The organism is Thermithiobacillus plumbiphilus (assembly GCF_038070005.1).
Taxonomy (GTDB): Bacteria; Pseudomonadota; Gammaproteobacteria; order Acidithiobacillales; family Thermithiobacillaceae; genus JBBPCO01.
Map to the genome: position 1 here is coordinate 54,311 of NZ_JBBPCO010000001.1, position 12,107 is coordinate 66,417.

A 12,107-nucleotide genomic window follows, 5' to 3' on the forward strand; every position below is an offset into this window, starting at 1 on the left:
ATTCACGAAACCGAAGGTTCATGAGATGAAAAGAAGTTATCTGGAGTTCGAGCAGCCAATAGCCGAACTCGAAAAAAAGATCGAGGATCTGCGGCAGCTTGGGGAGGATGGGCAGGTCAGTCTGGATGATGAGATCCGCCAGCTTGAGCTCAAGGCCAGCAGGCTGACCAAGAAAATCTATGGCGATCTGGGCTCCTGGCAGATCTCCCAACTGGCGCGCCATCCCCAGCGGCCCTATACCCTCGATTATGTCGAGCACTTGCTGACCGACTGGCATGAGCTCTGCGGCGACCGGGCCTTTGCGGATGACCCTGCCATCGTCGGTGGCATTGGCCGTCTGGAGGGTATTCCCGTGGTCTGGATCGGCCATCAGAAAGGCCGGGATACCAAGGAAAAGATTCGTCGCAATTTCGGCATGCCGCGCCCGGAAGGCTATCGCAAGGCCCTGCGCCTGATGAAGCTCGCCGAGCGCTTCAAGTTGCCGGTACTGACCTTCATCGATACCCCCGGCGCCTATCCTGGCATCGGTGCCGAGGAGAGGGGCCAGAGCGAAGCCATTGCCCGTAATCTGGCGGTCATGTCGGATCTCGCCACACCCATCATCTGCACCGTCATTGGCGAGGGTGGTTCGGGCGGCGCTCTGGCCATTGGCGTCGGCGACCGCGTGCTGATGCTGCAGTACAGTACCTATTCGGTGATTTCCCCGGAGGGCTGCGCCTCCATCCTCTGGAAATCCAGCGACAAGGCGGCCGATGCAGCCGAGGCCATGGGCATCACAGCCGACCGGCTGAAATCCCAGGGGCTCATCGACGAAATCATCCCCGAGCCCCTGGGCGGGGCGCACCGGGACTGGAACGCCATGATGATCAGTATAAAGGCGACCCTGCTCAAGCAGGTCCAGGCGCTCAAGGGCCTGTCCACCGAGGATCTGCTCAATCAGCGTTACATGAAGATCATGGATTACGGCGTTTATGGCAAGGGGAAAGGCTGACCTTTCCGATCCCTTTCTGCGCTGCCTGGCCGCATCTTGTGAGCGGCTGGGCATTGATGCAGCCACTCCGATGCTGCTGGCCTTCAGCAGTGGGCTCGATTCCACCGCGCTGCTGGCTGGACTCCTTGAGTTGTTTCCTGTAGCGCCCTTGCGGGTCACGCACGTTCATCACGGCCTGCAAGCCGAAGCAGACACCTGGGCCGGGCATTGCCGGCAAATCTGCCAGGGTTGGCAGGTCGATTGCGACATCCTCCACGTATCCTGCCAAGCGCTGCCAGGTGAAAGTCAGGAAGCCTGTGCCCGTGATGCCCGCTACCAGGCCCTCGCTGATCAAATGCGTCCTGGTGAATGGCTCCTGACCGCTCACCATCGTCAGGATCAGGCTGAAACCTTCCTATTGCAGTTGCTCCGGGGCGCGGGCATCGAAGGGCTGGCGGGAATGGCCGAAAAGCGGCCCTTTGCCGCGGGCTATCTGGCGCGTCCGCTGCTCGAATGCGATCGTGCCAGCATGCAGGGCTTTCTTGAAAAGCGCCGGATTCCCTGGATCGAGGATCCCTCCAATGCCTCGGCGGCATTCCGGCGCAATCGCATCCGCCATCAGCTCATTCCCTTTGTTCAGGATCTTGGCTGGCCCGAGGTCGCGCGGACCACGGCGCGCAGTGCCGCCAATCTGGCGGACGCCAAGGCTGTGGTGGAGGAAGTGGCTGCGGCGGACTGGGAGACTTGTGCAAGCATCCGTGGCGAGATCGATCGTACACGCTTGCGCACCCTGAGCCCTGCGCGTCAGCGCTATGCCCTGCGGCACGGTATCCGTGCCCAGGGCTTGGATCTTCCGGGGCGCGAAACGTTGGAAACCCTGCGCCTGCGCCTGATTGGGGATGAGAGCGGCAAGACCCTGGAGTGGCAGGGTGGGGCGCTCTGGTTGCGTGGTGGAATGGCGCGTTTCATCACCCTGGATATCGCGCCAGTCGCCGAGCAGGTCTGGTGCCCGGCTGAGGGCCCCCCGCCGATTGCCGGCTGGCAGGCGGCGCTCGTGGCTGCCGATGCTGCGCCTCCCGCGGCTGTATACCATGATCTGGACGCGGGGTTTTATGAGCAGCAACTGCGCTTTTCACCGCGTAGAGGCGGGGAGATTTACCTGACGCCCCAGGGGCATCGGCGGCCCCTGAAGAAGGCCTTGCAAGAGGCGAGATTGGCGCCTGCCGAACGCCGGCACCTGGGCCTGCTTTTCGATGCCAAAGGGCGACTGTTGGCGGTGCCGGGTTTGTTTGTTTGCCAGCCGGGCTTGCCGGAGGCAGGGAGTGGGGTGGTGTTGCGGTTGTGGGAGGGGCGGGCGTTGCCCGCGGGTGCTTGAGGGTCGGGGGTTGCCCGACAGCAACTCCCTTTCTTTTGCTTGTCCAAAAGAAAGGGAGCAAAGAAAAAGACCCCCAGCACCGGCGGCCTGCGGCTACCCGGCTTGCTGGCTCGTGCGGGGCGGCTGCGGAACTCGCCTGCGGCTCAGACAGTCCTCGCCGACCTCCCCCCGCCCGAGCGGCACGCGCCGGCGCCGGTGCAATGGGTTGAACCCCGTCCCAAGCTCGTATCTGAGTACAGGCAAGAATCAAATAAAGCCTGATTCTGTCTTTTGCTTTCTGCCTTTTCCTTTCTACCCGCCTCATCAGGGCTGATCCCTGTCTGCCGGAAAGGATCAGACCCCTTCTGCGCTGCCGTGCAACGCCGGGGCGCGGGGATCAGCGCGCGCGTTGTCTGAGCGTAGCGAGTTTAGCGCGCGCCCCCAAGACCCAAGGCGCACAGGGCAGTCCGCGCCAGCGGACCAGCGCAGCGGGGCAGGTTTTCTTGGGTTACTTTCTTTTGCCCGCCCAAAAGAAAGTGACCAGCTGTCGGGCTGCCCCCGACACTCAACCAGCCGCGGCGCAGCCGCTCAACCTCAATTCTCCAGAATCCCCGTCGGCAAGCCATCGATGCTGAGTTGATTCTTCTCCCGCCAGTAATCCCGGATGCCCTGCTCTCCCTTCTTCTCCGCCCAGCGCGGCAGGGTCTCGCGCTCGCCCTGATATTCAAACAAAGGCACGCCATAACCGCAGGAGGTCTGCACCGTCTCGATGTGCAGCACGATGATCTGCCGCTCCGCCGGCAGGTCTTCAAAGTGCCGGCGCCAGTCGGGCCAGGCGGCATCGCGCGGATGGACCACTTCGCCCTGACCATAAAGCCGCAGGATCAACGGGTTGCCCACGAAGCTGCAGAACATGATGGTCAGGCGGCCATTGTCGCGGATGTGCGCGGCGGTCTCGTTACCGCTGCCGGTCAGGTCGAGATAGGCCACGGTCTGGGCATCCAGCACGCGCAGGCTGTCCATGCCCTTGGGGGAGACATTCACCCGGCCTTCACATGCCGCGCTGGCGGTAAAGAACAGATGCTGGTCCTGGATGAAGGCCAGATGGGAATCGTTGAGCTCGGAATAAATGCGGGCCATGGGGTCTCATGTTGTGGCAAGAAGGATGCTGGCCTTGCTGTCAGGCACCAAGGTCGGATAAACAATGGCGCAGCTGACGGAACACCAGCCGACGGGTGGGCTCCAAACCGTTACCTGTCACACGTATCGTCAACAGGAGGCGTTCATGTTCTGTCATCAGAAGAAGTTAATGTACACCATGCGTATTCAGGAACCCAATCCGGCCCTGGCGAGTATCATGCTGGAACAGTTCGGTGGACCGCAAGGCGAACTGGCCGCGGCCATGCGCTATTTCAGCCAGTATCTGGCCTGCGATGACCCTGGCCGCAAGGACATGCTGATCGATATTGCTACCGAGGAACTGAGCCATCTGGAAATGATCGGCACCATCGTGAGCATGCTTGGCAAGGGCGCCAAGGGCAAGCTGGCCGAAGGCGTGGGCGAAGCGGAGGTCATGCGCGATGTGTTCCGCGGCGGTGAAAGTCATACCCTGTCCATTCTCGGCGGCGCCGGTCCCTTGTTCATGACCTCAGGCGGCGCGCCTTTCAATGGCTTCATGGTCGATAGCATCGGCGAGCCCACGGCTGATCTGCGTTCGGACATTGCCGCCGAGGCGCGCGCCAAGATCATTTATGAACGCCTCATCAACACGACAGACGATCCGGATCTGAAGCAGGCCCTGACCTTCCTGATGACGCGCGAAATTGCTCATCAGAAGATGTTCGAGAACGCACTCTATGCCATCGAGGGCAACTTCCCACCCGGCAAGCTGCCTGGCGACCTGGAGTACACGGACAAGTACTTCAACATGTCCATGGGTGAAGGTGACATGCGCGGTCCCTGGAATGAGGGCGAGCAGTGGGAGTATGTCGAGCAGCCGCAGCCACCCGTCAATGGCGGGGACGGTATGGCCACCATCAATCTTTCGGAGCAGGAGAAAGAGGCGGTGGAAGCCATGACCATGCGGACCAAGAGTCGAACGGATGCCAGCCCCGAGACCGGATCGAATCTAGGCAACGTGCCTGCCAAGGGCGGATCCACCAAGAGCCACATGAACCCAAAACGTACGCATTGACAAGCCTCAGCGCGACCGAGCTGCCGGAATCCACATGGGTTCCGGCCTTTTTTCGGCAACACACCCATGACAGGTGAAGCATGGCACTGAGTGGCTCGACGGTACAGACGCCCCTGTCCCTGGATCAGGTGCATCGCAGCGTGGATGTGCATCTCCAGCCCTCGCGCTGGCGGCGCTTCATGGCCTACAGTGGGCCGGCCTTGTTGATCTCGATCGGATACATGGATCCCGGCAACTGGGCCACCGATCTGGAAGGTGGCGCGAAATTCGGCTATCAGCTGCTCTGGGTGTTGGTGATGGCGAACTGGATGGCCATCCTGCTGCAGAGCCTGTCGGCGCGCCTGGGCATCGTGACCGGACAGGATCTGGCCCAGGCCTGTCGCGAGGGCTTTCCGAGGCCGGTGGCGCTCGGGCTCTGGGCGCTGGCGGAAATCGCCATCATTGCCATGGATCTGGCGGAGGTGCTGGGCACGGCGATTGCGCTGAACCTGCTGTTCAAGATTCCGCTGCTCTGGGGGGTACTGATCACCGGCCTGGATGTCCTGCTTTTCCTGGCTTTGCAACGATATGGCATCCGCCGGCTCGAGGCCTTCATCCTGACACTCGTGGCGACCATCTGGGCCTGCTTTCTGATCGAGCTGTTTCTGATCCGCCCGGACTGGGGCAATGTGGCGACCGGCCTGATCCCGCGCATCGACGCTTCCAGCCTCTACGTCGCCATTGCCATTCTCGGTGCCACCGTGATGCCGCACAATCTCTACCTGCATTCTTCCCTGGTGCAGACACGCCGGCTGGGTGACACACCGCAGGCCAAGCGTCAGGCGATCCGCTACAATCTGCTGGATACCACGATCTCGCTCAACCTGGCCCTGCTGGTGAACGCATCCATCCTGATCGTCGCCGCCGCGGTGTTTTTCACCCGGGGAATCGAGGTCACGGAAATCGCTCAGGCCCAGCAACTGCTGGCGCCCTTGCTGGGTACGACGCTTGCTTCCATTGCCTTTGGTCTGGCCCTGCTGTGCGCGGGGCAGAGTTCGACCATTACCGGCACCCTGGCCGGCCAGATCGTGATGGAGGGCATGCTGCGGGTGCGTCTGTCACCGGTACTGCGCCGGCTGATGACCCGGGGACTTGCGATCCTGCCGGCGGTTGCTGTCATCTGGACCTTTGGCGAGCAGGCCAGCCTGCAACTGCTGATCCTCAGTCAGGTGATCCTCAGCCTGCAGTTGCCTTTCGCCATCGTGCCGCTGATCCGTTTCACCAGCGATCCGCAGCGCATGGGACAGTTCGTCAGTGGCCCATGGCTCAAGAGCGCAGCCTGGGCGGTGGCACTCGTCGTGACCGGGCTGAACCTCTGGTTGGTGCTGCGCACGGCAGGAGAATGGACGCTGAGGCTTGGCGCGGACTGGATCTGGTGGGCAATGCTGGCACCGGCGAGCATGGCCGTCCTGCTCCTGGGTTGGATCAGTTTCATGCCATTGGGTCAGATGGTGCAGGCGCGTCTGCGCCTGAAAGGCAGCTGATCATTTCGGACGCCCGAGCAGCACCACCACCGCTCCGCCGCCGCCCTCCATGGGCCTGGCCTGGGCGAAGGCGAGGATCTCCTCGCGCTGCATGAGCCAGCCGCGAACCTTGCCCTTGAGCACGGGTTCCCGGTTGGGAGAGCTCAGGCCCTTGCCGTGAATGATGCGCACGCAACGCAGGTCGCGCTGCAGGGCCTGGGCGAGAAAAATGCCGATGGCCTCCTTGGCCTCGGGCACGGTCAAACCATGCAGATCCAGGCTTGCCTGCAGGGCGAAGTGCCCGCGCCGCAGCTTGCGCAACAGCGACTGCTGCAGGCCCGGACGCAGATAGAGCAGTTCCTCGCCGGTTTCCAGTTCATCGAAATCATAGGCGTGGGTCAGCAGGCTGAACAGCACGTCCTGTTCGTCCTGCATGCTCTGGCGGGGAATGGGGGCGGGGAGTTCCTTTTGTACCGGCGCCGTTTCAGGGACCTCGAGCGGACGCACATCCTTCATGGCCTCGCGAAACTCGGCCCGCTCGTCGGGCCGCAGCGACTCGGCCCGTCTAGCCTGGCGCCGGTCCTTTCCAGGGTGGCGGGTATTGGGCTTGTCGCCGGATACCCGCCGATTCATGTCTAGTCCAGGGTTTCGAGGTAGCGGTCGGCATCCAGTGCCGCCATGCAGCCACTACCGGCGGAGGTCACTGCCTGGCGATAGATATGATCCTGCACGTCACCTGCGGCGAAAACGCCGGGGATGTTGGTGGCAGTGGCAAAGCCTTCATTGCCGCCCCGGGTCTTGAGGTAACCACGCGCATCCATGTCGAGCTGGCCCTGAAAGAGATCGGTATTGGGCTTGTGGCCAATGGCGATGAACACGCCCTGTAGCGCGATTTCGCGGGTTTCGCCGCTTTCCGTGTGCTTGACCCGCAGGCCGGTGACGCCCGACTGATCGCCGAGGATCTCGTCGATGGCGTGATTCCAGAGCACCTCGATGTTTTCCTTTTCAAACAGCTTCTGCTGCAGGATTTTCTCGCTGCGGAAGCTGTCGCGCCGATGCACCACCGTGACTTTTTTGGCGATATTGGAGAGATACAGGGCTTCTTCCACGGCGGTGTTGCCGCCGCCGATGACCGCGACTTCCTGGTTGCGGTAAAAGAAGCCATCACAGGTGGCGCAGGCCGAAACGCCCTTGCCGGCAAACTTTTCCTCACTCGGGATGCCCAGCCACTTGGCCGAGGCGCCGGTGGCAATGATCAGGGCGTCGCAGGTGTAGACACCGTTGTCGCCGGTCAGGCGGAAAGGGCGCTGCTGCAGATCGGCCTGGCTGATGTGGTCGAAGACGATCTCGGTATCGAAACGCCGGGCCTGGCGCTCCAGCTTTTCCATGAAGTCCGGTCCCTGGATGCCTTCGGGCTCGCCGGGCCAGTTGTCGACATCGGTGGTGGTCATGAGTTGTCCACCGGGCTGGATGCCCTGGATCAGCACCGGATTGAGATTGGCGCGGGCGGCATAGATTGCGGCGGTATAGCCCGCAGGACCACTGCCAAGGATCAACAGGCGGGAATGTTTTTCACTCATTGGCCTCTCCAGTAATTATGCTATCTCTTTACGGGTACTATACTACGATTCCATACAGGATCGACAGGCGGCAATCTGCCGTTGACCCATCCAGCATCCCTGGCGTAGTTTGTCCCTTTGCTGCCGCAGGGCGGCCGGTATGACTCGCCCCAAGTCAATGAAAAAGATGACCCTGGCTCTCCAATGAAAAAATCTGTAGTTGCTTCAAATTCCCGCCCGGCTTCAGGGGCAGCGGCAAGGTCTTCGGGCCGGAAAGGCTTCGCCCGCGAACCGCTGGTCTTTCTGCTGGCGGCCCTGTCTGTGTACATGTCGCTGGCCTTGCTGAGCTATCACCACGATGATCCCTCCTGGTCGCATAGCGGTCCGGGTACGGTACAGAACCTGGGCGGCGTGGTGGGTGCCCACTTTGCCGACATCGGCATGCAGCTGTTTGGCCTGTTTGCCTACATGCTGCCGCTGGGGGTCGCACTGGGCGCGATCATGTTCTATCGGGAAGGCACCAATGCGGGCTATGAGGCCCACTTCGCAAGACGCATGCTGGGATTCGTTTTCATCGCATCCGCAGGCGGCGCGCTGCTGCATTATTTCTGGCCGGTGGACTGGTGGATGTTGCCCGCCACCGGTGCCGGCGGGCTCTGGGGTAGCCTGCTGGGAGATGTATCAGCGCGTTATCTGCATCAGATCGGTGCCAGCGTATTCTTTCTCGCCCTGCTGATCGCTGGGATTTCCCTGGCACTGAATCGATCCCTGCCACAACTGCTTGAGCATGCGCGTCAAACTCTGGCCGCCCGCCCGCGTGTGCCGCGTGATACCTCCCCCAGTCCCTTGGCGCGCTTCAAGGCTGTCCCCCCGCTTGGTCGTTTGCGGGGCCTGTTTTCCGGCCTGAAGCTGCCCTCGCGTGAAAAAGCCGAGGAACCTTTCGTAAAGACCGCCGCCGCGCCGCGTGCGCCCAGGCCAGAGCCCGCCATGCTGGCATCCGCGCCCTTCGAGGAGCATCTGGAGGCGGAGATCATCCCGGCTGCCGTTGCCGCGCCACCCACCGTAAGACCGGCTCCGCCGCCCAGGTCCCATGCGGCTCCAAGGCAGGAGACCTTCTCCGAACTGGGTCTGCCCTCGCTGGCCATGCTCGATGAGGCCGAGGGGCCAGGCGAGATGGAGTCAGACGCCGTGCTGGCGCAGCGCTCTCGTTTCCTTGAAGAAAAGCTGGCGGATTTCGGTGTTTCCGTGCGCGTGGTCGCCGTGCATCCGGGACCGGTCATTACCCGCTTTGAAATCGAGCCCGGCCCGGGCGTCAAGGTCAGCCAGGTCTCGAATCTGTCCAAGGATCTGGCGCGTTCCCTGTCGGCAATCAGCGTGCGCGTGGTCGAGACCATTCCCGGCAAGTCCGTCATGGGCATCGAGATCCCGAATGCCAAGCGCAGCATCGTGCGCCTGCGCGAGGTCTTCGACAGCGCCGCCTTCGATCGCTCGGAAAGCATGGTCACGCTCGCCCTTGGCAAGGACATCAACGGCATCCCGGTGGCGGCGGATCTGGCACGCATGCCGCATCTGCTGGTGGCCGGTACCACGGGTTCGGGCAAGTCGGTGGCGGTCAACGCCATGATCCTGAGCATCCTCTACAAGGCTCGTGCCGATCAGGTGCGCATGATCATGGTGGACCCGAAGATGCTGGAACTCTCGGTGTATGAGGGCATCCCGCATCTGCTCGCACCCGTGGTGACCGACATGAAGGAAGCCGCCAATGCCCTGCGCTGGTCGGTGGCGGAAATGGAGCGGCGCTACAAGCTGATGGCCAGTGTCGGAGTGCGCAACCTGGCCGGCTTCAACAGGAAGGTCAATGAGGCCATTGCCGCCGGCGAGCCGCTGTATGATTCAACCACTGCCATCGGCGTCGAGTCCGCCCCACCACTGGAACCGCTGCCTGTCATCGTGGTGCTGATCGATGAACTGGCTGACTTGATGATGGTGGTCGGCAAACAGGTGGAGGACCTCATCACCCGCCTGGCGCAGAAGGCCCGCGCCGCCGGCATTCACCTGATCATGGCCACCCAGCGGCCCTCGGTGGACGTGATCACGGGCCTGATCAAGGCCAACGTGCCGACCCGTGTTGCCTTCCAGGTGTCATCCAAAATCGACTCCCGCACGATATTGGATCAGGGCGGCGCGGAACAGTTGCTGGGGCATGGCGACATGCTCTACCTGCCGCCTGGCACCGGGCATCCCGTGCGCGTGCACGGCGCCTTTGTGAGTGATGAGGAAATCCACCGGGTGGTGGGCTTTTTGCGCAGCCAGGGTCAGCCGGAATACATCGAGAGCATTCTCAAGTCGTCGGACGACGAGGGCTCGAGCGAGGATGGCGATGAGGGCGGCGAGCAGGATCCGCTGTATGATTCCGCCGTCGCCATCGTCACCCAGTCCGGCAAGGCCAGCACCTCGATGGTGCAGCGCAAGCTGCGCGTCGGTTACAACCGCGCGGCACGCATGGTCGAGGAAATGGAGCGTGCCGGCATCGTCGGCCCCTTGCAGAGCAATGGCAGTCGCGAGGTCTATGCGCCGCCACCCCCAATTGATTGAGGTATCGTATGAATCGTCTGCAGTCGCTGTTTTCCGCGGTCCTGATGGGCAGTGCCATCGGTTTTTCTGTTCCCGTCAGCGCGCAGACGCCTTCGCAGCCCGGCAAGGCGGTGCAGGCCAGCCAGCAGGGCGAAGTGCTGATGAAACGGTTTTTCACGCAGGTGAAAACGCTGCAGGCCGACTTCCGCCAGGAAGTGGCAAACGAAAAAGGGCGGATCATCCAGCGTGCCGAAGGGCAGGTGGCCATTGCGAGGCCCGGCAAGTTCCGCTGGGTCTATGCCAGCCCCGAGCCCCAGGAGATTGTCGCGGATGGCGAGCAGCTCTGGGTCTATGACAAGGACCTCGCACAGGTTACCATTCGCCCACTGGCTGCGTCCCTGGGCAACACCCCGGCGGCCTTGATTGCTGGAAAGAATGCCCTGCCCAGCGACTTTCGCATCCGCGATCTTGGTCAGCGAAACGGGCTTTACTGGGTGGAACTGCTGCCGAGACAGGCTGAGCATGGATTTCGGCGCATCGTGATGGGTCTTGCGAATGATGCTATGCTTCTGCACAGCCTGGAACTGCGTGACGATTTCGGCCAGACCACGCGCCTGAATTTTTACAATGGCCAGGTCAACAAGCCGGTCAGCACCAGCCAGTTCGCCTTTGTCACGCCCAAAGGCGTGGACGTACTGAGACAATAAGGAAGCGGGACAGCGGTGGGCGCTGTGCCCAGCTTCGATGAGGAGAGCAGATGCGCCACCCGTCCATCCCCCTGCTGTTTGCCAGCAGTCTTGCCGTACTTGCCGGCCCCGCGGCCGCTTCCGGTTTCCGCATCCCCGAGATGTCGGTTGCCGGCCTGGGTCAGGCCAATGCCGTGGTTGCTGATGACGAAGCCGTAGGCAACTTTGGCTACAACAATGCTGGCATGGCCTTTCATCCGGGCCTGCGTGCCAGTGCCGAGGCGATGGCCGTCTCACCGAGCATCAGTGTCACGAATCCCGCCGGAAGCTACGACAGTGTGCAGTCTATCGATTATGTGCCGGCCTTGTATGCCACTTACCGCCTGCAGGACCGCCCTCTGGCGATTGGCCTTGGTATTAATGCGCCCTTTGGCCTGTCCACCGAGTGGCCCCAGGGCGCCTTTCCTGAAGCAGGCAATGGCGCGCCGACCTTGAGCGAAATCAGGATGGTGAACGTCAACCCGGCGGTCGCCTACCTGGTCCGGCCCAATCTCAGCCTGTCCCTGGGCTTGAACTATTATAATGTCCTTTCGGCCAAGCTGAACACCGTTGGCGCCGATGTCGATGGTTCGGGCAGTGGTTTTGGTGGCACGCTGGCCCTCCTGTACACCACCGAACGCATGAATGTTGGGCTGCAATACCGCTCGCGCGTGAAGACCGACCTCGATGGCGACTTCACGCTCTCGGGCGGCACTGCCCAGGCCGCCAGCACCCAAATCACCTTTCCTGACGTGGTTCAGGCAGGCGTCATGTACCGGATCAGCCCGCAGTGGTCAGCAGAATTCGATCTGGACTGGACGCGCTGGTCGAGCTTCGACCAACTGCGTATCGAGGGGGATGGCGGGACTCTGGCCTCGGAAACCAGCAACTGGAAGGATTCCCTGGCCTACCGTCTGGGTACGTCCTATCGCCTGAATGACGCCCTGATCATGCGCGCGGGTTACAGCTATGATCCTAGCGCTCAGCCGGATGAATACTTCAGTCCACGTATTCCGGATGCCGGTCGGCACATGGTGGCACTGGGGGCCGGGCTGAATTCCGGGGCCTGGGACCTGAACCTTGGCTTGAATTACGTGCTTGGGCAGGAACGCAGCATCGAGAATCCGCCGCCGACCAGCACGGATCTCAACGGCACTTCAGTCTTCAATGGCACCTACAAGAACAGTGCCCTGCTCTATGGCGTAAGCCTGTCGCGCCGTTTCTAGGGG

The 12,107-nt window shown here is 62.1% G+C and carries 10 protein-coding genes; 7 read left to right on the forward strand and 3 right to left on the reverse strand.

The genetic code is table 11. The features are described from left to right. Nucleotides 1–25 precede the first annotated feature (25 nt). On the forward strand, nucleotides 26–991 hold the full coding sequence (locus WOB96_RS00285; RefSeq protein WP_341369258.1) for an acetyl-CoA carboxylase carboxyltransferase subunit alpha: 966 nt from the start codon (nucleotides 26–28) through the stop codon (nucleotides 989–991). Then, a complete protein-coding gene (gene tilS / locus WOB96_RS00290; RefSeq protein WP_341369259.1) occupies nucleotides 972–2,345 on the forward strand; it encodes a tRNA lysidine(34) synthetase TilS in 1,374 nt (457 codons plus the stop codon). Before WOB96_RS00285 ends, tilS begins: the two co-directional genes overlap by 20 nt. Nucleotides 2,346–2,918: 573 nt before the next feature. On the opposite strand, the gene WOB96_RS00295 is transcribed toward tilS, so the two are convergent. Continuing rightward, nucleotides 2,919–3,464, reverse strand: a complete 546-nt coding sequence (locus tag WOB96_RS00295; RefSeq protein WP_341369260.1) for a pyridoxamine 5'-phosphate oxidase family protein — start codon at nucleotides 3,462–3,464, stop codon at nucleotides 2,919–2,921. Between the two features lie 145 nt (nucleotides 3,465–3,609). On the opposite strand from WOB96_RS00295, the gene WOB96_RS00300 reads away from it, so the two are divergent. Beyond that, nucleotides 3,610–4,518, forward strand: coding sequence for a manganese catalase family protein (locus WOB96_RS00300; RefSeq protein WP_341369261.1), 909 nt, complete (start codon nucleotides 3,610–3,612; stop codon nucleotides 4,516–4,518). 80 nt (nucleotides 4,519–4,598) lie between these two features. Continuing rightward, the gene (locus tag WOB96_RS00305) at nucleotides 4,599–6,041 is read left to right on the forward strand and encodes an Nramp family divalent metal transporter (protein ID WP_341369262.1); all 1,443 of its coding nucleotides are present in this window, start codon (nucleotides 4,599–4,601) and stop codon (nucleotides 6,039–6,041) included. On the opposite strand, the gene WOB96_RS00310 is transcribed toward WOB96_RS00305, so the two are convergent. Together WOB96_RS00310 and trxB are read right to left on the reverse strand one after the other, a co-directional pair. Further along, nucleotides 6,042–6,653, reverse strand: coding sequence for a Smr/MutS family protein (locus tag WOB96_RS00310; RefSeq protein WP_341369263.1), 612 nt, complete (start codon nucleotides 6,651–6,653; stop codon nucleotides 6,042–6,044). It abuts the gene before it with no gap. Nucleotides 6,654–6,655: 2 nt separating this feature from the next. Then, on the reverse strand, nucleotides 6,656–7,600 hold the full coding sequence (gene trxB, locus WOB96_RS00315) for a thioredoxin-disulfide reductase (RefSeq protein ID WP_341369264.1): 945 nt from the start codon (nucleotides 7,598–7,600) through the stop codon (nucleotides 6,656–6,658). A gap of 183 nt (nucleotides 7,601–7,783) precedes the next feature. On the opposite strand from trxB, the gene WOB96_RS00320 reads away from it, so the two are divergent. Genes WOB96_RS00320 through WOB96_RS00330 form a run of 3 tightly spaced genes read left to right on the forward strand, consistent with a single transcriptional unit; the run spans nucleotide 7,784 to nucleotide 12,104 of the window. Continuing rightward, on the forward strand, nucleotides 7,784–10,174 hold the full coding sequence (locus WOB96_RS00320) for a DNA translocase FtsK (RefSeq protein WP_341369265.1): 2,391 nt from the start codon (nucleotides 7,784–7,786) through the stop codon (nucleotides 10,172–10,174). 8 nt (nucleotides 10,175–10,182) lie between these two features. Then, entirely contained in the window at nucleotides 10,183–10,860 is a 678-nt protein-coding gene (gene lolA / locus WOB96_RS00325) for an outer membrane lipoprotein periplasmic chaperone LolA (RefSeq protein WP_341369266.1), read from the forward strand. A 50-nt stretch (nucleotides 10,861–10,910) separates the two neighbouring features. After that, nucleotides 10,911–12,104 (forward strand): OmpP1/FadL family transporter, encoded by a 1,194-nt coding sequence (locus tag WOB96_RS00330; protein WP_341369267.1) that lies wholly within the window; start codon nucleotides 10,911–10,913, stop codon nucleotides 12,102–12,104. The last annotated feature ends 3 nt before the right edge of the window (nucleotides 12,105–12,107 follow it).